This window comes from Chloroflexota bacterium, assembly GCA_016197225.1.
GTDB lineage: Bacteria > Chloroflexota > Anaerolineae > Anaerolineales > VGOW01 > VGOW01.
In genome coordinates, this window is sequence record JACPWC010000015.1 from 14997 (window position 1) to 39929 (window position 24933).

At 56.6% G+C, this 24933-nt stretch carries 17 protein-coding genes and 1 pseudogene; 10 read left to right on the plus strand and 8 right to left on the minus strand.

Annotated elements, in window-relative coordinates; genetic code table 11:
* The 3 genes from HYZ49_02945 to HYZ49_02955 form a co-directional block, all read right to left on the minus strand.
* The coding region (locus HYZ49_02945; GenBank protein ID MBI3241231.1) for a tetratricopeptide repeat protein at window positions 1-2659 on the minus strand (2659 nt) is incomplete at its 3' end.
* Between the two features lie 9 nt (window positions 2660-2668).
* Window positions 2669-6514: a GAF domain-containing protein gene (locus HYZ49_02950; protein ID MBI3241232.1), complete on the minus strand. Its 3846-nt coding sequence runs from the start codon at window positions 6512-6514 to the stop codon at window positions 2669-2671.
* 135 nt (window positions 6515-6649) lie between these two features.
* Complete coding sequence (locus tag HYZ49_02955; GenBank protein ID MBI3241233.1) at window positions 6650-6982, minus strand: STAS domain-containing protein; 333 nt, start codon at window positions 6980-6982, stop codon at window positions 6650-6652.
* Window positions 6983-7174: 192 nt separating this feature from the next.
* Between HYZ49_02955 and HYZ49_02960 the strand changes: the two genes are divergently transcribed.
* Complete coding sequence (locus HYZ49_02960; protein ID MBI3241234.1) at window positions 7175-8461, plus strand: ATP-binding protein; 1287 nt, start codon at window positions 7175-7177, stop codon at window positions 8459-8461.
* Between the two features lie 48 nt (window positions 8462-8509).
* On the opposite strand, the gene HYZ49_02965 is transcribed toward HYZ49_02960, so the two are convergent.
* From HYZ49_02965 to HYZ49_02980, 4 genes are all read right to left on the minus strand, one after another.
* A complete protein-coding gene (locus tag HYZ49_02965; protein MBI3241235.1) occupies window positions 8510-8836 on the minus strand; it encodes a hypothetical protein in 327 nt (108 codons plus the stop codon).
* Window positions 8837-8948: 112 nt separating this feature from the next.
* On the minus strand, window positions 8949-11630 hold the full coding sequence (locus HYZ49_02970; protein ID MBI3241236.1) for a hypothetical protein: 2682 nt from the start codon (window positions 11628-11630) through the stop codon (window positions 8949-8951).
* A 469-nt stretch (window positions 11631-12099) separates the two neighbouring features.
* Complete coding sequence (locus HYZ49_02975) at window positions 12100-13359, minus strand: hypothetical protein (GenBank protein ID MBI3241237.1); 1260 nt, start codon at window positions 13357-13359, stop codon at window positions 12100-12102.
* Between the two features lie 123 nt (window positions 13360-13482).
* Window positions 13483-13905, minus strand: a complete 423-nt coding sequence (locus HYZ49_02980) for a universal stress protein (GenBank protein MBI3241238.1) — start codon at window positions 13903-13905, stop codon at window positions 13483-13485.
* A gap of 209 nt (window positions 13906-14114) precedes the next feature.
* On the opposite strand from HYZ49_02980, the pseudogene HYZ49_02985 reads away from it, so the two are divergent.
* Together HYZ49_02985 and HYZ49_02990 are read left to right on the plus strand one after the other, a co-directional pair.
* Window positions 14115-15503 (plus strand): annotated as a pseudogene (locus tag HYZ49_02985) (cystathionine beta-synthase).
* An 86-nt stretch (window positions 15504-15589) separates the two neighbouring features.
* Window positions 15590-16477, plus strand: a complete 888-nt coding sequence (locus HYZ49_02990; protein ID MBI3241239.1) for a hypothetical protein — start codon at window positions 15590-15592, stop codon at window positions 16475-16477.
* Between the two features lie 5 nt (window positions 16478-16482).
* Here the strand turns inward: HYZ49_02990 and HYZ49_02995 are convergent, their stop codons facing one another.
* Window positions 16483-17415 carry an integron integrase gene (locus HYZ49_02995; protein ID MBI3241240.1) on the minus strand — a complete coding sequence of 311 codons (933 nt, stop codon included), beginning with the start codon at window positions 17413-17415 and terminating at the stop codon, window positions 16483-16485.
* 323 nt (window positions 17416-17738) lie between these two features.
* Here HYZ49_02995 and HYZ49_03000 point away from each other — a divergent pair, with 323 nt between their 5' ends.
* The 7 genes from HYZ49_03000 to HYZ49_03030 all read left to right on the plus strand — a co-directional run bounded on the left by HYZ49_03000 (window position 17739) and on the right by HYZ49_03030 (window position 24428).
* Window positions 17739-18362 (plus strand): hypothetical protein, encoded by a 624-nt coding sequence (locus HYZ49_03000; protein ID MBI3241241.1) that lies wholly within the window; start codon window positions 17739-17741, stop codon window positions 18360-18362.
* A gap of 38 nt (window positions 18363-18400) precedes the next feature.
* Window positions 18401-18709 carry a hypothetical protein gene (locus HYZ49_03005; protein MBI3241242.1) on the plus strand — a complete coding sequence of 103 codons (309 nt, stop codon included), beginning with the start codon at window positions 18401-18403 and terminating at the stop codon, window positions 18707-18709.
* Window positions 18710-19816: 1107 nt separating this feature from the next.
* Entirely contained in the window at window positions 19817-20716 is a 900-nt protein-coding gene (locus HYZ49_03010) for a hypothetical protein (GenBank protein ID MBI3241243.1), read from the plus strand.
* A gap of 145 nt (window positions 20717-20861) precedes the next feature.
* On the plus strand, window positions 20862-21545 hold the full coding sequence (locus HYZ49_03015) for a hypothetical protein (GenBank protein ID MBI3241244.1): 684 nt from the start codon (window positions 20862-20864) through the stop codon (window positions 21543-21545).
* Between the two features lie 181 nt (window positions 21546-21726).
* Window positions 21727-22662 carry a hypothetical protein gene (locus HYZ49_03020; GenBank protein MBI3241245.1) on the plus strand — a complete coding sequence of 312 codons (936 nt, stop codon included), beginning with the start codon at window positions 21727-21729 and terminating at the stop codon, window positions 22660-22662.
* 127 nt (window positions 22663-22789) lie between these two features.
* Entirely contained in the window at window positions 22790-23797 is a 1008-nt protein-coding gene (locus HYZ49_03025; GenBank protein ID MBI3241246.1) for a nitronate monooxygenase, read from the plus strand.
* Between the two features lie 103 nt (window positions 23798-23900).
* Window positions 23901-24428: a DUF4240 domain-containing protein gene (locus tag HYZ49_03030; protein ID MBI3241247.1), complete on the plus strand. Its 528-nt coding sequence runs from the start codon at window positions 23901-23903 to the stop codon at window positions 24426-24428.
* Window positions 24429-24933: the final 505 nt, after the last annotated feature.

Sequence of the window (24933 nt, forward strand, 5' to 3'; positions counted from 1 at the left end):
CCCGGGTTGCCGGTTTTTCGGGCCAAAAAGTTTCAAGAACGCGATCGCGAGCAACGGGAGCTTGATCCACCAGGAAGAAGAGGACCTCGCGAACTTTTTGCGAACCCCACGCCGTTTTCGAAATTTCTTCGCCTTCCTTCAACACCCGACTCTGCCCCAGAGATCGAATTTGAAGTATGGCGGGTTGTGGCAACGCCGAGGAAGATTCATCTGAGGAAGGCCGCTGTAGGCTGAACGACTTTATCGCCCGAGCCCGAGCCAATAAGCCTGAAGCGCGCGGGCCAACGTCAGGTCGGCTTGATAATGCCTCAAGCAAATCCTGCGCCGCCAACGCCTCACTCACCAGCATCTGGTCGTATCCCACCTGCTCGGCCATTTTCAAAGCTTGCGCCGTAAAGTTCGCAGACGCTTCTAGATCGCCGGCTCGAAATTCCGCGCAGGCCCGGAAGAGAAGCGTTTGAGCCAGGTCTACCGGGCTACCCGATTGCTCCAACTCAAGGCTGACCTGCTCCAGAAGTTTTTTCCCTTCCTGTAAATGGCCCATCTCAACAAAAACAATGCCGTGTAAACTCTCAACATTAGCCAGTGCTGATTTTGCCTTGCCCTGCCCGGAAACTAACGAAGCCCGTCGCAACCATTCGAGGGCGCTTAAGTAGTTCCCGGCAAAGCGGTCTAAACGAGCAAGACATCTGCAAACATAAGCCATCAGGTCCCAGTCTTCCGCCTGTTCTGCTTTAGGCATTGCCTGATGGTAAAAGTCTTTGGCGATTTCATAGTTGCTCAGGTCAGCATGGACATCTCCCTGCCCGGCCAGAATAATGGCTTCAAAACGAATGCTCCCCGCCTTCCGTGTCCAGTTGAGTGCTTCGCGGTAGGTTGCCAGCGCCGATTCGTACTGGCCCAGCATGTGCAAATCCCAGCCCACATTGTTCAAAGCCAGCCCGAGCTGGCCGGGCACGGCCAGCTCGCGCCAAATTGCCAGAGACTGTTGTTGCGCCCGCGCGGCGCGAGCGGTCTCGCCCTGGGCGCGCAAGACTAAAGATAAATCATTCAGCGCCGTCGCCAGATCATATCTGCTCTTCTGCGCCTGCAACATTCTCACTACTTGTTGTAACGACTCTTCCGCCGCCGCCAGCCGGCTCAGGGCAAACTGGCACAGCCCAACGTAGCGGAGCGCCAGCGCCTCCGAGGAAACGCGGCCCATCTCTCGCGCCTGAAGAACAGAAGCCTGAGCCAGCGCCAGCGACTGCTCAAACTCGCCCCGGCGGTACAATAACAAACTCCGCTGGGTCTGAGTGCGAACACGGCCAAACGCATCACCACGGTCGGCGAAACCGGCTTCGGCAATTGCCAGCGCCCGGTCGGCAGAGGACAACTGCCCGGCGTCGCCATCGGAAATTGAAAGCAGCAAATGAAGCTCTGGCGCGCTTTGGGCCTCAGCCGCCAACTGCTCGGCCCAGCGCCGCAGGGTGACGTGCCGGCCAGAGGTGAACATTGACTCGGCCTTAGCGTCGGCCAGGTCGGCGGCCCTGTTCAGTTGCCCGGCCGTCACATAAAATGTCACCGCCGCCTCAACCATGCCATTGGCCGCAAACCATTCTGCCGCCTTTACTTGCAAAGCTTTGAGTCGCTCCGGATTCTGTGCCCGAAGCCGGGCGAGCAAAAACTCGCGGAACAACGGGTGATATTGATAGGCAGGAAACTCGTCGCCGACGGCGCTAATGAACAGGCGGCGAGATTCGGCCTGTTGGAGCAATTCGCCGCTATCCGTCCGGCCCAGCACGGCATTGCACACCGCCGGCTCCATCTCAGGCAGTATGGACGATTCCAGCAGGAACTGTCGCAGGGTCTCAGGCTGATGATTGAGCACTTCGGCCACCAGATACTCGTAAACAGGTTTTTCAGACTGGCGCGCCTGGATCAGGCTAGCCATTAACCCTTGCCACATGAGATGGGTTGTGAGCAAGATGCCGGTAATCCAGCCTTCTGTGTTGGCAACCAGTTTCTCGGCTTCGGCTTCCGGCAAGACCACCTGATTACGCAGTTCAACCAACTCCTGGGCCTCTGCCGGTGTGAACCGTAATTGCTCTTCGCTCAACCCGGCAATTTGCCGGCGGGCGGCCAGCGAGGCAATTTGCAACGGCGGGATGGTTCGCCCGGCGATGAGCAAATGCGCCTGCTCCGGCAGGTTTGCCAGAAGCACGTCGAAGAACTGCAAAACGAGAGAAGCTTCTTCAACTAAATGAAAGTCATCCAACGCCAGGACAAAGTAATCTTCAATGGTGGATTCGATCTCGTGGGCCAGAGCCAGAGCCAGGGCGCCCGGTTTGGCCCCGGCCTCGGCGGCCAGCCCGGAGAGAGTTGAGGTGAAAGTTGGGAACGCCCAGCGAAGGGCGGTCACCAGGTTTGAGGCCACCGTAACCAGGTCACGATCAAACTCATCCAAAGTGAGCCAGGCCACTTTGTATTCTGCCTCGCGGGCAAAGTCGGCCAGGAGCGAAGTTTTGCCATAACCGGCGGCGGCGGCCACCAACACCAGCTTGTGGTGAATGTTCTCATGGAGATAATCAACCAGGCTGTGGCGGCGAAGAACATCGGGCGCTCGTGACGGCACCGAAAACTTGACGGGTCGCGCGAAAGGAAGATCGTTGTCAGCCATACGCCGGTCTCACTCCGCCCGCCTGATGACGACCATCGTCAAATCGTCAAACGCTTCCATCGCGCCCACGTGCGCTTGAACCGTCAAGTCCATCACCTGCAACATCGTCTGGGCCGACTCGTGGCAGGTTTGGTTGACGACATCAATGACTCGGCTCAAGCCGAACTCCTCCTGAGCGGCATTGATGGCGTCGGGCAAGCCGTCGGTGTATAAAAAAAGCGTGTCGCCGCGTTGAAGCCGGACTTCGTGCTCTTGATATTGAATATCGGGGAAGACGCCCACGGCCGCCCCGCGCCCGGTGAGCGGCGTGGCGCTGGGGCCGCCATCGGCCCAGATCGGCGGGTTGTGGCCGCCGTTGGCGTAAGTGAAGCGCCCCGTCGCCGGTTCCCAGACTCCATAGAACACGGTCACAAATTGATCTGAACGGGCATCTGACATGATGAGTTGATTCAGCCGCGCCAGCGTTGCCGCAGGTGAGACGCGGTTGATGGCCACCGACCGCAACAAAGTGCGCGAAACGGCCATGTACAACGCGGCGGGGACTCCTTTGTCGGCCACGTCGGCGATAGCAATGCCCCAACGCTCTTGGCCGTCATCCGGCGGCAACGGGATGAAGTCGTAGAAATCGCCGCCCACCTGGCGGGCGGCCTGCCACAGGGCGCACACCTCCCAGCCCGGCGGTTTAGGGCTGGCCTCTGGCAAGAAGCTGGACTGGATGTCTCGCGCCACTTCCAGCTCGCGCTCGGTTCGTTGTTGCAGAGCCACTTCGCGCGCCAGCCGCGCATTCTCCATCGCCATCGTCAACTGCTGGGCGATGCCGTTCAGGATGCTCAAGCGCCGGCCCAACACCGTCACGCGCTCGACGACCAGCGCCCCCAACAAATCGCCGCGCGCCCACAGCGGCCAGGCCATGCAAGTTTCGGCGCCGAACAGTTTCGACAACGGCGCCGGCAGCGTCAACTCAAAAACCGGGGTGGCCGACTCGCGGGTGATGTCTATGCCCAGGTCGCCGGGCGTCACCTTCTGGCCCGTGAACTGCGAGGCCGCCGACCGGCTTAAGCCCATCACCTGGCTGGCATAAAAGACTCCGGTCTCTTCATTACGGCGGAAGATGGCGACCTTCTCGACGCCAACCAGCATCGGGATCAAACGAGCGACCGTCTCCAGGCCTTCTTCCAGAGTGGGTTGTTGCACGACCGCCTCAGCTACTTGCAACAGCGCCGTGCTCACCCAGCCTTCTTCCTGTTGTGACTGATGCAGGGCGGCAGTCTCAATCGCCAGCGCGGCCTGGTTGGCAATGCCGCCGATCAGCCGGATGCGTTGCGGCGTAAATAGAACCTCGCCCGGGGTTTGGCCCACCACCAGCGCCCCCAGCACTCGGCCTTTGGCCAGCATGGGTAAAAGGATCGTCACGCCTTCAAACAGGTCACGCAGCGATTCAGGCATCGGGTTGTCCACGTCTTCAGGGACGATGACGGCTGGTTCGCCACTGCCAATCATGTCGGCAAACTGCGGCCACTCTTCAAGCGTGAAGCGGCGATACATATCCTCTTCGGCCTCTGCAAGTTTTGGCTCGGAACTATGATAAGAGGCCAGGACAAATTCTTCGCCCTCGGCCAGCAGAACCGCGCATTGCTCCACGCCCACAAGTTTGGGCGTAAGCTGGGCAACCGTGTCGAGCACTTCGGCCAGTTCCGGGGCGCGGGCGGTGGCTTCGGCCACCTGCAAAAGCGTGGTGCTTACCCAGGCCTGCTCGAGCTGGGCGTTATACAGCCGCGCATTTTCAATGGCGACTGCCGCTTGCGAAGCAAAGGCGGCGATCAGTTCAACTTCCTCGGCCAGGAATTGAGAGGCCCCGGTTCGATCCACCACCAGGTAGCCCAGATGCTCGCCACGCAAGGCCAGTACAGCGCCCAGACATACGTGCGGCTCCGGCAGTGACAACAGCCGATGATAGTCGTTCTGATCGTCCACTTGACTGAAGTCAACAGTGGTCGGAAAAGGTTCGCCGCCTGGGAACAGTTTGACCGCCAGTGTTGCGCCCAAAGCCCGGATCATGTGGAGCGAGCCGCGGCTGGCGCGCAACACCACTTCGTCCACTTCGTTGACGAGCAGGACGGACGCCACGTCGTAGCTCAACACCCGGGCCAGGCCGTTGAGAATCAAATCGAAAACGCTGTCTAAACGCAGAGTCGCCGTGAGGGCCACCGAAACTTCGCGCAGAATTTCAGCCAGGCGACGGCGGCGGCGCTCGGCCTCGAACAGCCGCGCATTGCGCACGGCCACAGCCAGCGTATCCGACAGGGTTTGCAAAGTTTGTAATTCATCTTGCGAGAAAGCGCCAACCTGCTCCGATTGCACATCAAAGACGCCCAGCAAGCGCCCGGCCATCATCATCGGCGCGGCCATTTCGGAGCGCGTGTCTTCAAGACCGGGGCCGGGGGTAAATTCAGGGTGCAGGGCGGTATCGGCAACCAGGGCGGCCCGGCCGGTGCGCCCAACTTCAGCTATGATGCCCGGCCCGTCGAGGGCGTGCGCCAGCCCTTCCACGCTCCAGCGCGCCGCGCCCTTGCCCAGCCCGGCGCGGAACACCAGGCGGCCATCGTGCGCCAAAAAAACGTGGGCGCGCTTGTAGCCAAAGTATTCTCGTTCGGAAATCAGGTCGAGGACTTCATCGAGCAAGTCATCCAGTTCTAAAGTTGAGGTGACGGTGCGCGAGACCTGGGCAATGGCCGAGAGTTGCTCCGAGCGGCGGCGCTCGGCGGCGTAGACCTGGGCTTCGAGAATGGCGAAAGCCAACTGCTCGGCCAGCGATTTGAACACCGACACCCTGGCCTCGTCGAACGCCGCCCCGCCCTGACTCTGCACATCCAAAACACCCAGAACGCGCCCGTCAATTTCAATCGGCAGAGCGATCTCGGCTCCTGCGCCCGCCGTCGAATCGTCCATCATGTCGCGTGGATATTCAGGCAGGTTCTGGATCACCACCGGGGCGTGAAGCACGGCGGCCTGACCCACCGGCCCGTCGCCCATCTTCCATGTTGGCGGCTCACCCTGCGAAGCGGCGCTCGTCGTCGCCAGCAGGATCAACCGATCGGCGTTCTTCTCAAAGAAGCTGACCTCGTAGCCGTTGAATTTGTCGGCGATGAGATCGACAACCTGCCGGTACAAAGCGGGCAGAGGTTGAATGGCGTTGATCTGCTGTGAGACCTCGGAGAGCAGTTCAAGGTGCGCGGCGCGGCGCTGAGCCTGCTCCAACAGCCGCCCGTTTTCGAGGGCGGCGGCGGCATGGTTGGCGATGATGGACAGCAGGCGCAGGTCGCGCTCGGAGAAAGCGCCGGGTTGCCGGCTTTGAATGGCCATGACGCCGAGGACGGTTTCGCCGACGATGAGGGGGACAAAAGCGGCTGACCGGGGCGGGTCGGAGGAGATGTAGCGCGGCCTGGCCGGAAGCGAGTCGGTCTGCTTTTCAAAATCCTGCACCAGCAGATGTTGCTTGCTTTCACGTATCCAGCCCACAATGCCGGGCGAGTCGGAGGTGAGGCGGAATTCGAGCGGTGGCCGGCGTTGGCCGTCCATCACCCAGATCAGCAAACGATAGCGATCGCCTTCGAAGAGGCCCAGCTGGAAAATGCTGGTGTCAACAATTTGCCCGGCCTGCTGGCACACCAGTTCAGCCAGCCGCGTCAGGTCGAGTTGAGAACCGAGGATGGCCCGGCCCACGTCGGCCAGCACCGAGAGTTCTGAGAGGCGCGCTTCGAGGGCGCGGCGCGAGCGCAAACGCCGCCAAATGATCGCGCTGGTGGTGGCCAACGCGAGGGTAAGAATCAGAGCGTAAAGCCAGACCGTGTTCAAATTGAAAGCGACAACTAAACAACAACACCCTCACCGAAAACCGCCAGCGAGGGTGTTCGCAGCAAATGGCCGATTGCCTGTTAACGCCCAACCGTGAGAGGCGGGCCTGATTTTAAACCTGGAGGTTGACGCCGGCTAAACTGCTCCCACCGCCGACTCGGTGTCGGGAAAGATGGGAAACAGCGGATCCAACCCGGCGAGTTGCATCACTTCCTTAACCCGGTCGGACGGTTGAGCCATGACCAGTTTGCCCCCTTTGGCCTTCAATGCCTTTTGAGCCGAGATGAGCACCCGCAACCCGGCGCTACTGATGTAATCAGCGGCGTCCAGCTCCAGCACTAAATTGGGATGACCGCCGGTAACATATTCTTTTATTTTGGCTTCAAATTCAGCGGTGGTGGTGGCGTCCACCCGGCCAGAAACACGAATGACGACGACCCGTTTGTGCTCGCGCGCAGTGATTTCCATAAGAAGCTCTCCTCCTGGATTGGCGGTTTTAGGAACTTTGTAACCCGGCTCTCAGGATAGCACACTCTTTTCCGCAATTCAAACGCAATCTCAACGCCGCCAGGCGGCCCGGCGCGGGTTATTGGCAAACCTGCTTCTTCCGCATATACTGGTAATCGCCAACGTCAACCATTTTCACAAGGAGACACCCTCTTGGCTGACACAACCGAACTCAACAAAGCACTGACTCAGGCCACGACCGTCAACGACCTGGGGATACCGGCTTCTATCATCAGCGACCTGATTCTGCGCCTGATGTTCAACGAGGGCGATGTGAGCGTAAGCCGCTTCGCCGAAGTCATCCGCGTTCACACCCAGGTCATTGATGAGACCCTGGCGTGGATGCAACAAGAGCATTTGGTGGAAGTGGCCAAGGCCGGAACCCTGGGCCGCCTGAGCTACACCTACCGGCTGACCGACGAGGGCGGCAAACGCGCCCGCGACGCTTTTGGCCGCACGCAATATGTTGGCCCGGCTCCGGTGAGCATCGAAGCCTACAACCAGGTCATCCTTCAGCAAACCGGCAACACCCGCCGCGTCGCGCCCGACGAAGTCAAACAAGCCATCAGCCACCTGATCCTGCCCGATAACTTTCACCGCCGGATCGGCCCGGCCATCAACTCCGGTTCGTCTCTGTTTTTGTACGGCCCGCCCGGCAACGGCAAGACCACCGTGGCCCAGGCCATTGCCGGCTTGCTCGCCGGAACTGACCCGATCTGGATTCCTTATGCCTTAACAACGGGCGGCCAGATCATCCAGGTGTTCGACCCGCTCGTTCATGTTTCTGCCCCGGTGGAAAAAGGCAAGACTGAGCAGTTGTATGGCCGGGTGGATAAGCGCTGGGGGCTGTTTGTGCGGCCGGCGGTGATGGTGGGCGGCGAACTCAAAATGGACGCATTGGACTTGCGCTTCGATCAGGTCGCCAAATTTTACGAAGCGCCTTTGCAGTTGAAGGCCAACGGCGGCATGTTCCTCATTGACGATTTTGGCCGCCAGCAAGTGAGGCCGCAGGATCTGCTCAACCGCTGGATTGTGCCGCTCGAAAGCCGTATTGACTTTCTGCGCCTGCAAACGGGCCAGACTCTGGACGTGCCTTTCCGCCAACTGATTGTCTTCTCCACCAACCTCGACCCGGCCCAACTGGTGGATGCCGCCTTCCTGCGCCGCATCCAGATGAAAGTAGAGGTGAGCAGTCCCGACGAGAAAATGTTCTACCAGATTTTCGTCAAGATATGCGAAGCCTACAACGTTCCATTCGACAAGGACAGCTTTGTTTATCTTCTGCAGAAATGGTATCGTGAGCCGAAACGCGCGCTGCAATCCGTGCATCCGCGCGACATCGTCAAGACTGCCGTCTCGATCTGCAACTATGAAGGCGCCCCGCCCCGCCTAACGCCGGCCCTGCTTGACGAGGCCTGCCGAAGTTACTTTGTGGATTAGGAAACAAAAAAAGACCGGCTTCCGCATCTGCGGAAGCCGGTCTTTTTTTCACCGGTCAATTGCCTGATTGCCGGCCAGGACCGGTTGCTCCTCATAAAACTCAGCCGGGTTGATTCGGGTGAGCGCCGTAATTACGCGCACAAACATCAAGTCCGAAACGCTGTTGATCAACTCAAAGACCCGGCTCACCGTCAACGGCCCGCCTTCAAACAGCACAATCGTGTCGGGCCGCCATTCCAGAAGCAACCGCAGAATGCCGGCGTCGCTTTCGTAGGCGACGTTTAGCACGTCGAGGCCAGTGTGCTCTTGTGATAACAGCCGCCTCAACCCTTCGTCGAACAAGTCGCCTGCGCCAACAATCATCACGCGTTGCATAACTTTCTCCTCTCAGTCCTGAGTCGGCCTAGAGCAAATTCCGAGTTGATTTACGGGTTCCAGACTTCCGAAGTCTTGAAGACTTCGGAAGTCTGGCAACCTGGAAACCGCTCTAGTTCTTGAGACCGATGCCGGCGGCGCAGAAGTCAGCACGGAGCTTCATCTGAGACTGGTCCTGGTTCATCTTGATGCCGATGTCGTTGTGAGCCGACACTTCTTGCTTAAGCGGTCCGCCCGGCGTCATCAGTCCATCGCCGTCGGTGTAATACACCGTCGAGCCGCCCATGTTGTACCAGTACACCGGCCCGCTGTAGCTCTCCCGGTCACACCCCCCAAACGGCGGCATGAACGGCGCTTCGCTCGCCCGGCTGGCAAACACGTCCTTCATGTACAACAACTGAGTGATGTCAGCCGGGTTCATCACCGTGATTGGATCAAACACAGCGGCGGCTACGAGAATGGTGGCCTTGTCGCCGATGTTCAGCTTGAATTGCCAAATCTCGTAGGCCGAAGGCTGGTCGCAGCCCAGGCCAGGCAGGATCATCACCGCCCGGCCAATGTCGTTGGACGGGTTGCTATCGGCCAAAAATTGGTCGCGTTGGCAAATCGAGCCAGCCAGGCCGGTGTCGGCCATACCCTGGACATGGACGAAGTGTCCGTCGTCGGCTACCAGGTCAAACTCCAGCGAGTGGAACCGGTTGTCGAAGCGGGCCACGCCGCCGGTGCCCATGTGGGCCACGATGCGGGTGCTGGTCGTGGCCGTCCGGCCTTCGTCGTTGGTCGTGCCTTTGTTGACGACGAACACTTTGAAGCCGGCGTGCGGCTCGTTCATTGGGTGGCTCATGTAGGCCGCGATGTAACCAAAGGCCGGGAGTGACGGGTCGGCCAGCGCCGTCCGCGGATCAGCGCCGTGCTCGTGATCGAAGTAGCAACCGAACTCAGGATCGATCTGCGGATGCCAGGTCGGGTAGGTCTTGCCATCCGGGCCAAGGGTGGTGATGCGGTCGTGCACCCAGGGCGGGCACAACTGCCCGGCAACAGGAACCGCGGTGGCGGTAGCGCCAGGGCCGGTGGTGGCCGTCGGGGCAACCGTCGTCTCGGTGGGCGGCACGGGTGTCTCAGTCGCCGGAACCGGCGTTGAGGTAGCCGGGATTATCGTCGCCGTCGGCGGAACCTGAGTTGAAGTAGGCGCAGTGGTCGCCGTAAAGACTGTCGTTGCAGTCGCCACTTTAGTGGGGGCTTTGGTGGCGGTGGCCGTCACGCCAGCCTTCTTCCATTTGAAGACCGCCGTGTGGGCCGCCGGATCAACAATCACGGTAACTTTCTCAAAATCGCGCTGCCAGGTGGAACCCACTTGATAGCGTTTGCCAAGCGGCTTGCCCAGGTCGGCTTGATAACCGGGGTACAGCCAGGCTTCGCGATAAGCATCACCGCTGGCATAACGAAACGAGGACAGGCCGCTGGCAACTAACAAGTACGAGCCAAATGTAAATTGCTGGCGCTGAGCGTCGTCTTTCCGGCCACGTGACACGAGGATGGCATACTTGCCTGCCGCCTGCAGCGCTTCGACGTGGTTGAGGTGGGCTTGCCAGGTGGAGACGGGCAGATACTCAGAGTTCCAGCCAAGCACCCAGGCTTCGTGCATCACGCCGTCGAGGTACTTGTCGTACGCGCCATTGAACTCGTTCTTCATGCCGCCAATGTTGGCCATCAAAGGCGCGCTGTAGTGAGCGCGAACGTAAGCGAAGAAAGCTTCAGTGTCGGCCTGGGTGATGGATGTGCCTTTGACAACGCTATCCATGAACAACCCGTCCCAGCCGAACTGCGTCTTCATTTCATTGGCCCGGGTGACGAAGAACTCGCGCCAGCCGGCCGAGGCCGGGTTCATCCGATAATACGTATCTCCGCCGGAGACAAACGAGATGCCCTTGCCGCTGGCGTCCAACAGGAACCAGTCTTTGTGATTGGCGATGATGTCGCAGAAATCGCCCGGCTTGTACGCGGCCTGGTTGCCGCGCGGAGTGGCCGTGCAGGAGGCCGGGGCGTTAATTGCATCCCAGCGGATGTATTGCAAAATCGGCGCTTTGAGACCCTTCGCCCGGAGCAAATCGCGCACTGCTTCATCTTTGTGAGTCAGAATAAAAAAGTCAAAGTTGGCAACCAACTGGTCGTAGTTCTGGTCAGTCGGCGGTTTGTAGAACCAGGCCAGTTGCGGGAGTTGCGCCGTGAGCTGTACCGGAACGGCGGCGGCGGCGTTCGCCGGAGCAACATTAGCGACGGCAACGATTTGAGGCTGAGCCTGGCTATCTGCAACTTTTTGCGGCTCCTGGGCCTGAACGGCTGTAGTGTCCGCCGGGTTGGACGCCGCCACTTGAGCGTCAACCGGAGAGGCCGGAGCGTTCGCCGCCGACGGCTGGACATCAATGGAAATGGCCGGCGTGCTGGTCGGGAGAATCGCATTTGAGATCTGCGATTGATCATTGGCTACTGGAGGCAACAACGTGGCGACAACCGGCTGAATTGCCGCTTCTACGGGCGCGCTCACAACACCAGAGCTGACAATCCCATTGCTGGCGATGGCGACGTTAGGCTCAACGGCAACCACGTTCACGCCATTCGACGAGGCGTTGGCGGCGGCAACCTGCTCCGCCACCGTTTGCTCCACCGAGGCCAATGTGGGCAACGCATTTGAGTTGCCGCCGGCCTGCGGCGCGCAGGCTGTGACCAGCATGGTGAACACTACAACCACCGCCACCCAACCGTAAGTCCGAAAGTAACGCTTTGTGTTTGTCATCTCATTCACTCCTGTAACAGTGTTGCGATCAAATTGATGTCGCACTGTCGAACATCCTAAAGCCGGTATCGCCATTAGTGAACATACCTTGAGTACTTGTCGGGCCGTTTTTTGCGATCATTGGACTCTGTTTTGACACTTGTAACACGCTCAAAAGACCTGATGACAAATTCGTGAAAGCGATCGGATCGGAAACGGCACTGTGCTTTGACACAATGCAAACATGCAAACAACTTCGTTTCAACAAAGCACGGCCTCTATAGAACGCTGATAAACGCGGATAAACGCAGATTTTATTTTTTATCAGCGAAAATCAGCGCACGAAGTGTCCGCGTCCCAAATTTCTTTTCACGTTAAATCCGAAGGCTTTAACGGCGTTTTAAAACAAAACGCCCGCGATAGTCCTTTATCGCAGGCGCAAACAAAAAACGCTCCGAAGCTTGTCAACTTCGGAGCGTAGCGATCAACGTCAGTTCTTCAAGCCCAGCCCCGGGGCGCAATAATCGCGCCGCAACTTCATTTGCCCCTGATCCTGATTCATTTTGATTCCAATGTCGTTATGCGCTGAAATTTCCTGCAACAACGGCGCGTCGTCCATAATCATTCCCATCGGATCGGAATGATAGGTGGTCTGCCCGCCGCCGTTGTACCAATACACCGGGCCGCTATAACCTTCACGATTGCAGCCATTGAATGGCGGCGTGAACGGCGCTTCGTTGGCCCGGCCGGCAAACACGTCGGCGGTGTAATTCAATTCGGTGTGATTGGCGGGATTCATGATGGTGATCGGATCGAACACGGCAGTGGACACCAAGACCAGAGCTTTGTCGCCGATATTCAACTTGAACAGCCAGATTTCGTAGAGCGAATCCTTGTTGTCGCAGCCGGCGCCGGGCAAGATCACCACCGTCCGGCCCTGCTTGCTGTTGGTGTTGCGGTCGCAGATCGATCCGACCTCGCCGGTGTCGGCCATGCCTTGCACGTGAATGTAGTGGCCGTCATCGGCCACCAGATCAAAGATCAATGAGTGAAACTGCTCGTCGAATCGTTTGACGCCGCCAGTGCCCATGTGGGCCACGATGCGAGTGCTGGTTGTGGCCGTCCGTTCCTCGTCGTTGGTCGTGCCCTTGTTTACCACAAAAATTTTGAAACCGGCGTGCGGCTCGTTCATCGGCGGGTTCATTTGCGCGCCAATATAGCCGAACGGCGGCAGGGCCGAGTTGGCCAGGCTGGTTGTCGGATCGTCGCCATGGTCGTGATCGAAGTAACAATCGAAACGCGGATCAACTTGAGGGTGCCAGGTTGGGTAGTTCTTGTTGTCGGGCGCAGTTGTCACGTAACTGTCGTGCGCCCATTGCGGGCAAAGTTGCCCGGCGGCCGGAGCCTCGGTAGGTGGCAAAGCCGTGTTCGTCGGTGGAACCGCGACCGTAGGGATGGCAGTGGGCGGCGGCAAAGGCGTGGCTGTGTCGTGGGCCACCGGCGTGAATGTTGAGGTGGAAGCCGGGGCGGCGGTGTCGGTTGGAAGCACGGGAGTCGCCGTCGGCGGAACCGGGGTGCGAGTGGGCGGAATCGGCGTGCGCGTGGCAATCAAGTTCGCCACCTTTGTCGCCGTGGCAAAGATGGCCGTTACAACCGCCGTCGGATCATCTGGCAGTTCGCCAGAGCCACAAGCGGCGAGGAATATGCTGGCCGCCGCTAAAACAGAAAGTGCTTGTCGCGCTTTTCTCATTCCTAAACTCCCTTTTTACGAATGACACGAATTGATGGTGAATTTGTAACTACTCAAGGCAAAACCGGAACGCAGATTTCGCAGAAAAAACGCTGATGGATGCGGATACAAAGCCCGGACATTCTACTTCACCACCAGCACCGGCACAGGCGACATTCGTACCACCCGCTCGGCCACCCCACCCAGCGGCAGGCCGGGGAGGCCGCCATTGCCGCGCGACCCCATCACGATCAAGTCCGGCTTCTCGTCTTCGGTGGCGCGCAAAATGGCCTCCGCCGCCGGGCCTTCAACGGCCAGGGCCGTCACTTGCAGACCTTCAGCTTTCAGGCGCTCGCCAACCTCGGCAATGATTTCTCTGGCCTCTTCCGCAAGCGAGGCTCTAAATTCTTCCATCATCGCGCCGCGACTCCGGAGCGAGACCGGCGGGTTGAAGGCATAGAGCGCCACAATGGTTGCCCCGCTCATTTTGGCAAGTTCAGTGGCATATTGAACCGTGCGCTCGGCATGTTCTGAGCCGTCTGTGGGAAGCAAAAGTTTTTTGATCATCAGGATTCTCCCAGGCAAAGGCCGGGCACAAAAAGATGCGCTCCCGGCAAGAATGGTTCCGTATTTCAAACATGAATACTATTCAGATCGTGAAGCGAAGTCAAACAAACTTTTGTCTGCCTGCTTCATTGTTCATTGTCCATTTCTATGCTATCCTCGCCGGCAAAATTCAACCCTCTGGAGCCAAGCACATGACCTCTCTCGCCGCCCTGCGCGTCTACGACAACATTCTGGAATCCATTGGCAACACGCCTCTCGTCCGCCTTAACCGGGTGACGCAAGGCCTGCAATGCAAGATGTACGCCAAAGTGGAATTTTTCAACCCCGGCGGATCGGTCAAAGACCGGATCGGGCTGGGGATGATTGAGGAGGCGGAACAAAGCGGGCGGCTCAAGCCGGGCGGCACGGTGGTTGAGTCCACGTCGGGCAACACCGGAGTCGGCCTGGCTATCGCCTGCGCCATCAAAGGCTATAAGGCTGTCTGCGTCATGCCCGACAAGATGAGCATGGAGAAGATTCGGCTCCTGCGCGCCTTCGGGGCTAAAGTCATTATCACCCCCACCGCCGTCGAGCCGAGCGACCCGCGTTCGTATTACAGTGTGGCAAACCGCATCGTGGCCGAAACACCAAATTCCATTCTAGCCAATCAGTATCATAACCCAGTCAACCCGCAAAGCCACGTGCAAACCACCGGCCCCGAAATTTGGGAGCAGACCGAGGGCAAGGTGACGGACGTGGTGATTGGCATGGGAACCGGCGGCACGATCACCGGCGTGGGGCGCTTTCTCAAATCGAAGAACCCGGCCATTAAAATCGTCGGCGTTGACCCGGTTGGCTCACTGCTCTACGACACCTGGCGGCTGGGCCGCGTGCCCGACGAGCCGTTTTTGAAGACGTACAAGATCGAAGGTATCGGCGAAGACTTTCTGCCGACTGCGCTCGATCTATAGGTGGTGTATCAGGTCATTCAAGTGGGCGACAAGGAATCATTTCTGGCGACGCGGCGCCTTGTTAAAGAAGAAGGTATCTTCTGCGGCGGGTCGTCGGGCACGGCCGTGGCCGCCGCCTTGCGCTACGCTCGCGGCTTTGGGCCGGATCGCTTCGTCGTCGTCATCCTGCCCGACTCGGGTTCGCGCTACCTCTCCAAAGTATTCGACGATGAGTGGATGCGCGAGATGGGCTTTTTGGAGTCGGCCTGGGCCGAGGCGCGGGCCAGCGACGTGTTGACCACCAAAGCCGCCCCGACGCTCCACGTTGCCCACCGTAATGACCGCATGACCGAGGTGATCGGCCTGATGAAGAAATACGACATCTCACAATTGCCAATCGTGGATGATCAGGAGGCGCTGGCGGGCATGGTCACCGAGATCGATCTGCTCAATCACTTAATCACAGCCGAACACAAACATGACCCGGACGAATCAGTGGAAGCCGTCACCCGGCCCGAAGTCGCCATTATTTCACCCGACACGCCGCTCGAGGCCCTTATGTCCATCTTTGTCACCGGCCAGGTGGCCGTCGTTGTCGAAGACAAAAAACCGGTGGGCATCGTGACCAAGATTGACCTGCTGGATTATCTGGCAACTCAGAAACGATAAAGGATTTCAGCCGCGAATTTCGCTAATTGTCGCGAATTGCTTGAATCAAATTCGCACTCATTCGCGCAATTCGCGGCAAAAAAGTCATGACCCATCAACTTCACCCGCTCATCGATCCCGAAACTCCCGATTTGCAAATCGTGCCGCTCGAGTTGCTGGTGGAGCACGAGTACAACGACGTTCAACGCACCGCGCCGCTGGCCCGGCGGCTTGAGGCCGAGGGCCTGCTCAAGAACCCGCCCATCGCCACGCAACTGGGCGACCCTTCGACACTCCCTTCGGTCGCAGGGCAAGACTCGCGTTACGTGGTGCTGGACGGCGCGAACCGCACGACGGCGCTGATGCATTTGGGTTACAAACATTGCCTGGTGCAGTTGGTGCGCTACGAGCCGCCGCAGGTTACGCTCTCCACCTGGCATCACCTGGTGACCGGTATTGACATTGAAACGTTTTCATCCGAGCTGGATGCGATTGACGGCCTTGATTTTCGCGAGAGCGACTTGCTCCACGCCCGCGCCGGCCTGGCCCGCCGCGACCTGATCTCTTATACGATTCGCGCCGACGGCAAGGTGTTTTCGGCTCATGCCAGTGATCACAGCATTCATGGCAAGAACACCTTACTCAATGCGATGGTGGACACTTACAAGGAAAAGGGCGGTCTCTTCCGGGCCACGACCGACAACCTCGAAGAGGCCCGCAGTTTGTACCCGAACCTGACCGGGCTGGTGATCTTTCCCAACTACGAACCGGTGGAAGTGATGGCCCTGGCCCGCGACGGTGAACTGATGCCCACCGGCCTGACCCGCCACTTGATTCAGGGCCGCGCCCTGCGCCTCAATTACCCGCTGGCCGATTTGAAAGCGGACGAGTCGCTGGAGGCCAAGAACGCCCGCCTGGCCGGGTGGCTGAAGAAGAAGATGGCGACGAAGGAAGTGCGGTATTACGCCGAGGCGACGTATCTGTTTGATGAATAGGCCGGCTAGTCGAGCGGGCTTTTGACGGCGAGGCCGCCGCGATTGAGGACATGGGTGTAGATCATGGTGGTCTTGACGTCGGCGTGGCCGAGAAGCTCCTGCACGGTTCTGATGTCGTAGCCCGACTCTAATAAGTGTGTCGCAAACGAGTGCCGAAACGTGTGGCAAGTAGCGTTTTTGGTGAGGCCGACGGCGCGCACGGCGTCTTTCACCGCTTTCTGCAAACCGCTCTCGTCAACGTGGTGGCGGCGGATGACGCCAGGGGCGCGCGGGTCGGGCGAGAGGCGGTCGGAGGGGAAGACATATTGCCAGGCCCACTCTTTATGCGCGTTCGGGTATTTGCGCTCCAGAGCAAAGGGCAGGTAGACAGCTCCGTAGCCTTTTTCCAAGTCGCTCTGATGCAATTGTTTCACCCGCGCCAGTTGTGCCCGGAGCGGCTCGCGCAGTTGGTCGGGCAACATGGTGACCCGGTCTTTCATGCCTTTGCCTTCGCGAACGACGATCTGGTGTTGGGCGAAGTCCACGTCTTTGACTCGCAGACGGACACATTCCATGAGGCGCAGGCCACTGCCGTAAAGGAGTTTGGCCATGAGTTGATGATCGCCGGACATCCGGCGGAGGACGGCCTGGACTTCATCTTTGGCAAGGACGACGGGGAGGCGTTCGGGCTTTTTGGCGCGGACGATGTTGAGCGGTTCGTCCAAGTCCATTTGCAGGACTTCACGATAGAGGAAAAGGATGGCGCTGAGGGCCTGGGTTTGGGTGGAGGCGGCGACGTTTTGTTCAACGGCGAGATGGGTGAGGAAAGCGGTGATCTCGGCGGCGCCCATCGTCTCTGGGTGGCGCTTATGATGGAAGAGGATGAATCGCTTGGCCCAATCCACGTAACTGGTTTCGGTGCGGATTGAATAATGGCGAGCGCGGAGGGCATCGCGCATTTGTTCGAGGAGGGGTTTCTTTTGGGGGCTGATGGTTGTCATGGATGGTTGCGCTCTTTGGGAAAAGCAGTAGAATGATTGCGGTTGAGGGCAGAGGCAAAGTATCCTTGAAGGCAAGGATAAAAAGCGGAAATCCCTTTCCGCAAAACGGGCCAATGAGAGGGCTTAGCTGGAAAAATTCCGGAGAACGCCCTTCAGGGGCCTATTTTACCTCAACATTAATCCGTGTAAAGCGTTTGCCTAATGTACGGAAAAATTCCAGCTACTATTAGTTCGGCGGCTTGTCCTCAAACCAATTGAACAGACATGAAAGGAGACTCCAAATGAACATCTTCAATAAACTCTTCGGTAAAAAAAGTGGAAAGCAATCAGCCTTTGCTCTCATTGAGGCAACTCAATCCAGAGCCATTCCCGAAGCTGATTTATCAGCAGACACAGATTTTGCCAAATCGAGAATTGAACAAGCTTCGATGGGGGGAACTATTGTTGGCATATCACCAAATAATCAAAGCCAAATTCTTTTCGTGTCCAAACAATCATTCTCACAAAATGAAATACTTGCGCTCCGCACTGCTATTGAGCAAGGTAATGTAAGAATCCAATTAGGATACAAGAATTATCCTAGTTATCCCATCTTCCTTGTAAAGCCAACAATCTTGGATAATCCTAGCAACCCGTTTTGGCTTGAAACATTCCCAAACATTGGCTTGCCAAATGACAAAACTGTTGTACAAAAACTTACAAATGTCAACAAGCTTCGCATTTGTTTTCATTTTTACAAAGGAGATACCACCTTGCTATTTAAAGCAGGTTATGAAGCCATGTTTGCACCTCCAAACGAATTGATTGGTATCCTCTCTGTAGCCGAAAACTATCTTAATTCGATATCATCTTCAAGACGAAGTTATTCAGGAGCAATGAATCAATTCTTCGCAGAGAACCCATAACCCCGCCATTCTCACGTGTAATGAAAGGAGATTCCACAATGAACGAAAACAAGGCAAAAGCACAAGAAGCGGCTCTTCGCTGGTGGCGCTCACCCCAAAGCCGAATGTTTTGGGATGGCAGAAACCCTCAAGATGGTGAGGCGAACTGTGAAAATTGCGGTCAACCCATATCACCCTTACAAGGGTATCTATGCAAGCCGCAGAAGCTTGTTTGTGAGGAATGCTTTGATACTCATAACTATATAGCATATGAAAGTCCGTCCATTACCTCAAGCAGAACAAATCAGTTTGAGCCCTCTCTGCGAATCCTGCCACCCAAGAAATGGTGGGAGTTTTGGAAAAAATAAGAGAAGTGCAGAAGTGCAGTAGAAGTAATCTGCCTCTCCGTCGCACTCATTTGCATTCATAGAGCCGCCGAACAAAGCGTGCAGTGGATGGTGGGGATTCTGCGCGTTTTATAAGCAGTTTTCTGGCTTCGAGTTTTTCCTACCTCACAGGCATTATCTCAGCCCGCCCCACCACCACTAACGCAAACCGTTGGGCGGTCTCCGGCGAAGTCCTTCGACAAGCTCAGGATGTATTTCGGGAGGAGCCTGCCCTGAGCTTGCCGAAGGGGTCAGCACATTTCAAAAGTAGGTGAAGCGGCGAACCGCCAACGAGTCTTTCGGCAAAAGCCTGCCCTGAGCGAAGCCGAAGGGTCGGGCGGCGGGTGAAGTGATCGCCGCGTTCAAACAGCGCGTGGCACGCGGGCGACGACCAGCACCGCGCCCACGTCCCGCGCTTCCTTTACCAGCTAGTCAGGTCGGCGCGTTCGCCGCCAGCGGTCGGATTGCTTCCTGGATTCTGTTTGTTGGCCGAGTCGGTGACGCAACTGGATTCTGTTTATCATCCGGCCAGCGTGATCCACGCAACCGCCCGCTCGCTAGCAGTCGTAGAGGCCGGTTAGCTCTTTCGGTCGGCGTCGGGTGACAAGCCAAGTGCAAGCCGGGTCAGTGTGACTTTTACTCCGCAAACGAATCGCACGGCCAGCAAAAGATTTTCGGTCAGCGTCGGGCGAAAAGCAAGGTACAGGCGGGGTCAGTTTGACTCTTTGACAATCAAGGAGTTGCAAGGCAAGCGGTAGTGACCTGTAAAATATTGGCTGGGGCCAGTCCGCGTCGGGCCAGTCTTTCGCCCAACACCGGCGTGCAGGCGACTCGCCTCCGCTGCGCTCCGGCGAGCGCCTGACGCCGACCGGTTGGGCGGCTCTACCACATCGAGGACTTGCTGAAAAACCGAGCAAGGAAAAGACGGTGAGGATGAGCAAGGGAACGTCGGGTTGCGGGTTTGCATCCGTAGCCGCCCAACAAGCGGGTGTAGCCGACCCGCTTCGCTCTGGCACTTCGGGCGAGTCTGATAATCACGCGGGCGGCTAACCCGCAGGCGTTAGGGCGCACAAAGAAAACCGCCATAATATGCCAAAGCGAACAAACGATTTTCAGCGGCTTGTCTACTTGGTAAGGGTGAATCTTGCAGATGGCGCAATCGTCACCGAGTCAAAGATGCTCGAAGATCGGGCCACAGGAACGATGCGCGAAGTAGATGTGTGCATCGAAGGCTCGGTCGGCGGTCAAGGCGTAATAGTGTCGGTTGAGTGTCGCGACCATCAGCGTGTCGCTGATGTTACCTGGGTTGAGCAATTGAAAGTGAAGCATGATCGCCTTCCTACCAACGCACTCATTCTTACCTCGCGCGCTGGCTTCACTCCAGAAGCGCGCGAGGTTGCTCGGCTTTATGGGATTCAAACATTTTCACTCGATGACATCGAATCCGCTGACTTCAAATCATTGTTTGGATTTGACAGCTCGCTCTGGGCCAAATCGGTTACTGTCTCGGCAAACAAAGTCACTGTTTCAGTTCTGCCTATGGAAACCTTCGCAGAAGAAACGGTTTCTGTGATGCCTACGAATCTTATTTACACGATTGAGGGTCAGGAGGTTTGTCAGATTGGCGAACTCGTCCAAAAGCTATTAAGTTCACCGCGGGTGGGAGATTACCTGCTGGAGAAGGGACAGAACGACCATGTGTGGTTTGAACTTGACTGGGAACCGCCAAGAGATCACTTGGACAGGCCGCTGTTCATGAAAAAGGTCGACCCGCCGGTGCTTCGTGAGATCAAAAAAATACATATTCAGGGGCCTAGCAAATTTCAGATAGAGAAGTTCGAAATGGGTAGCGGGTGCATTGGAGATGTGCATGTCGCGTGGGGGAAGACAGAGATTCTTGGACAAGACACTATGGTAGTTGCTACCAAAGACAGCGAAGGTATTCGGAAGATGTCTGTAAATTTTGCGGGCAGCCCCAAACAAGAATGATATTGTGCGCCCTAACCCTGCATGCAGCGGATTTGGCTTCGCCCTCCGCTCCGCTTCGGGCTACGCCAAACCGCTGATGCTTTCGTTAGCCGCCTGCGCAAAATCGCGACAATATTCCAACACCTATATGTGAAAGGAGTTCGGCGTGGTTACCAATCTTAATGTTGCTTGTGCGGTACGGGGTTGCCCCAATCCTGTGATTGGGCAATGCGGCGGATATAACCGGTCTTGTGGCCAATATTACTGTGCCACTCATTCAGCTGATAAGTTCTGCGCTGATTGTGTTAAACGTCGGGCACAAGATGAAGTAGTTAAAGAGTATGTACAAATTGCGGAACGTGTTCGGAAGGATTCTATAAAAGCAGCTTACTTCCCCCTCGTCCCTCTAACATTAATTGGTAGCATTGTTGTTGGGTGTCTGCCTACTATTGTGTTATATCCCGTTATGTCTTCAATTGCAGAAAATTTGCAAACATCGCACAATCCGGCCCTCGGATCAATCGGAATGTTATTGATGTCTATAGCCTACGGCTCTTGTGCATTAGGTATCTGCGGGCCTCTTATTGGAAGCATAGCACAGTATTTCAAGACACGTCGTATAGAGCAAGAAAAGGCCCATGAGGTAAGCAAGAGCAAACCAGGTTTTGCTGAGTTTTTTCAAGAATGGAGATCCGAAAAACGAGCAGAAGAACTAAAGAAGGGCCTTGCTGTAGCTGGGATAGTAGCGGCAGGGGCTTTAGCCGGGATGGCCAAAGAGGCAGAAAGAAGCCATCTAAAGCAAACGGTGCGCAATGCAGTTGACGATGAACTAAATCGCCACGGGCTATGATGCGAACGATTCAGTCTGTCATGATACGCGGCTAACCCGCGCGTGCAGGCGAATTTGCTCCGCTCCGCTTCGCAAATCGCCTGACGCGCATCGTTAGCCTGCTTGTTGCAATCGCGGCGGATCCATAAATCCAGCGGTACTTTTCCCAGTAAGTGCCGCGCCAGTTGTAACTCTTTATCCTATGAGCGACGACTTCGATATAGAACGGTTGTATCGCAAGACTTACAATTTCATGAGCAGGTACGGCATCCTCGTACTTGTCGCACTAGGCACGCTTGCTTGTCTCCTCTTATTTTGGCCTGACCTCTACAAAAATCTATGGGGAGTCTTTATTGGCCCTGTAATAGTGGTAGTAGTTGGTCTTGCAATTGAGTATTGGATTGTTCAGCCACTGAGGAATAGGAGGGGAGGTCACTCACAGTTAAGCCGGGATTGGGCGACTGCCCAAGAAAAAGCCATTGAGTGGATTAGGTCGCAGAGACCCAACTACGAATGGGAACACGGTAGTGAGAGCATAAAGGTTGAAAGTTTTCAAGGCTCGCGGGGGCGAGGAACATTGAATCTAGCGATATTGACCGAAAGAATCAGTTTACGCGGATACCACCGTCATCCCGCTCTTATAGAGAGACTGAAACTTACAATTGACAAATCTGGTGACATTCTAGAGCAAGAGTCCATTCCAGTAGAAAAACCCGACACGGCTGGACTACCAGAAATGGACGAAATGCTACGTGATATTTTCAATCTGGCCTCCACTAACAAACCAAGGACTGAATTGCCAGACACCACGGTTACAATCAAGGAAGTGAAAGAACCGACGGTGAACATCACATCCAATAGTGTTGTTGTGCGGGTTGAATTCGTGATTGAAAATAAAGGACGGGCTGGCAAAATATGCCCATATGTTGAGTTCAAAGTAGTTGACATGCAGAGGGGCATAACTTCTGGTGAACAGAAGATTCGTTCAAAAGAGGATTGGGTTGTTGAGGTTGACGAACTCAGTACCTATACGCTTGCACGCGAGTGGACTTTCGCGCCAGCCATTGTGCCGCTCGTTAAGCCGCCGCATAAAGTGAAGGTTGAGTTGTATCCATGTCCACCAGTTCAGGCAAAGTAACAAGGCAAAGGGCGCAGGCTAACACCGGGTTGCAGGCGACGTTGCTCCGCTACGCTCCGCAACGCGCCTGAACCCGACCGTTGGGCGCTTCAATTACTGTGGAGCAGTGTAAATACGGAGGATGATAATGCATAAGTTCAATACTCCCCTCACTTCGCTACTGAATATAGATATCCCTCTTATCCAAGCTCCGATAGGTCACATTGCTAGCCCAGCTTTGGCGGCCGCCGTATCAAATGCGGGTGGATTAGGGATGCTATCAGTTGGTTGGCGGGGTCTTGACGAAATACGGCAGGTTATCCACGAAGCCCGGGCCTTGACTGACCGACCCTTCGGAGTCAATTTAGTTCTGAACGACTCACAAGAGGAGCGGTTGAGAGTTTGTTTCGATGAGGGTGTGAAAATCATCTCCTTCTTTTGGGGAGACCCATCGCCTTATGTGGCAAGCGTTCACGAGGCTGACGCGCTCGTGCTGCAAACTGTTGGAAGTGCTGAAGAAGCCCATCGTGTTAGTCAAGCAGGAGTCGATATTCTGGTGGCTCAAGGTTGGGAAGCGGGCGGGCATGTCTGGGGAACTGTGGCGACACTACCTCTTGTCCCGCGCGTGGCAGATGCTGTGGCTCCGAAACCTGTAGTCGCCGCGGGCGGTATCGCTGATGGCCGAGGCTTCGCCGCCGCTCTCATGTTGGGTGCGGTGGGTGTGTGGGTCGGCACACGCTTTTTGGCCAGTGAAGAAGCTATGGCTCATTCACACTATAAAGACAGAATCATTTTGGCCAAGGAAACCGACACGATTATGGGAACATTATTTGACAGAGATTGGCCCAATGCCTCAAGTCGAACGCTACGCAATGACACTGTTACTCAATTGGAAGCCGCAGGAATGCCACCACGTGGACAACGCCCTAATGAAGAAGAAATCGTTGCATCGTGGCCGGATGGTGACTCAGTCTTCCGTTACTCGTCAACTCCACCCATGTCTGGAATGACTGGGCAGGTAGAAGAAATGGCTCTTTATGCTGGTCAAGGCGTTGGTCTTGTATCTCGGCTTCAACCTGCCAGTGAAATTGTGAGAGAAATGGCTGAAGAATGTGCGCGAGCACTATCTCATGCGGGAAGGCTAATCTCTCCTTAATGCCAGAGGCGCGCCCAACCCCGCGTGCAGTTGACGTTGCTCCGCTGCGCTCCGCAACGCAACTGACGCTGGCCGTTGGGCGGCTCAGACTGGAGCATGCGTCATGGATACAACAGCATTTTGGGAATTGATTGACAAGACACGTGAAGCCACCGGTGGCGACCCACAGAAACAATCTGATCTACTAATTGATGAATTAGCGCTCTTGTCCCAAAATGATATTCTGATGTTCCATAATATCTGTAATGATGTCATGGACAAAGCCTACATTGCCGATTTATGGGATGCGGCCTATGTTATAGGTTGTGGATGTAGTGATGATGGTTTTATGAGTTTTCGCGAGTGGCTTATTGGACGAGGAAAGGAAACTTACGACAAAGCTCTTGCCGATCCAGAAAGCCTTGTAGATGTAGTTGAAGTCGGTGAAGCAAATGTCTTTCCAACTCTATTGGGTGTTAGTTTCAATGCTTACGAGCGAGCGACTGGACAAGAAATGCCTCCCACGCCTAGAGAGCTCCCAGAGTTACAGGGGGAGCATCGCGAAGAGCATGAAATGCTAGCACACTTCCCGAAGCTTACCGCCAAGTATTGGAATTGGTGGCTAGAAAAGTTCGGGGTAGATCAAAGTTAAAATGGCAAGCAATGGGCCGCCCAACAAGTCGCTGCAGCGGACAGCGGCTACGCCGCTGAACGGGAAGCTGTCGTGTGCCTGCAATCAAATCTACTTTTCAGGTTTCTCGCGCCGGCCCCGCCGCTGCCGCTGAGCTCCGGCGTTGGGCGGTCTCCGGCGAAATTTCGTGAGGGGCGAGCACTTTTCAAAGGTAAGTGAAGCGGCGAACCGCAAACAACTCTTCCGCCAAAAGCCTGCCCTGAGCGAAGCCGAAGGGTTGGGCGGGCGGGTGAAGTGATCGTCGCGTTCGCACAGCGCGCGGCGGCGAAGTCCATCGCCCCCGCGCTTGCTTTCGGGTCAGGTTCACCGTCTGCGCCCGTGCTTGCGGCTGTCGCGCTGACGGCGGAGTTGCCGGAAACTGTTTCCAATCCTGGTTTCGCCGGTCAGCTGGACTCTGCTGGGACGCCCGCGCATCCGCAACCACCGCCAGCCTTAGTGGGCGCTAAACACTTTCGGTCAGCGTCAG

Bases quoted from the DNA above. Each gene is read 5' to 3' on its own strand.
- HYZ49_02970 (MBI3241236.1), bottom strand. From the start codon at position 11,630: ATGACAAACACAAAGCGTTACTTTCGGACTTACGGTTGGGTGGCGGTG.
- HYZ49_03020 (MBI3241245.1), top strand. From the start codon at position 21,727: ATGAGCGACGACTTCGATATAGAACGGTTGTATCGCAAGACTTACAAT.
- HYZ49_03010 (MBI3241243.1), top strand. From the start codon at position 19,817: ATGCCAAAGCGAACAAACGATTTTCAGCGGCTTGTCTACTTGGTAAGG.
- HYZ49_03000 (MBI3241241.1), top strand. From the start codon at position 17,739: ATGAACATCTTCAATAAACTCTTCGGTAAAAAAAGTGGAAAGCAATCA.
- HYZ49_03030 (MBI3241247.1), top strand. From the start codon at position 23,901: ATGGATACAACAGCATTTTGGGAATTGATTGACAAGACACGTGAAGCC.
- HYZ49_03005 (MBI3241242.1), top strand. From the start codon at position 18,401: ATGAACGAAAACAAGGCAAAAGCACAAGAAGCGGCTCTTCGCTGGTGG.
- HYZ49_02995 (MBI3241240.1), bottom strand. From the start codon at position 17,415: ATGCGCGATGCCCTCCGCGCTCGCCATTATTCAATCCGCACCGAAACC.
- HYZ49_02955 (MBI3241233.1), bottom strand. From the start codon at position 6,982: ATGGAAATCACTGCGCGCGAGCACAAACGGGTCGTCGTCATTCGTGTT.
- HYZ49_03025 (MBI3241246.1), top strand. From the start codon at position 22,790: ATGCATAAGTTCAATACTCCCCTCACTTCGCTACTGAATATAGATATC.
- HYZ49_02990 (MBI3241239.1), top strand. From the start codon at position 15,590: ATGACCCATCAACTTCACCCGCTCATCGATCCCGAAACTCCCGATTTG.
- HYZ49_02965 (MBI3241235.1), bottom strand. From the start codon at position 8,836: ATGCAACGCGTGATGATTGTTGGCGCAGGCGACTTGTTCGACGAAGGG.
- HYZ49_02980 (MBI3241238.1), bottom strand. From the start codon at position 13,905: ATGATCAAAAAACTTTTGCTTCCCACAGACGGCTCAGAACATGCCGAG.
- HYZ49_02975 (MBI3241237.1), bottom strand. From the start codon at position 13,359: ATGAGAAAAGCGCGACAAGCACTTTCTGTTTTAGCGGCGGCCAGCATA.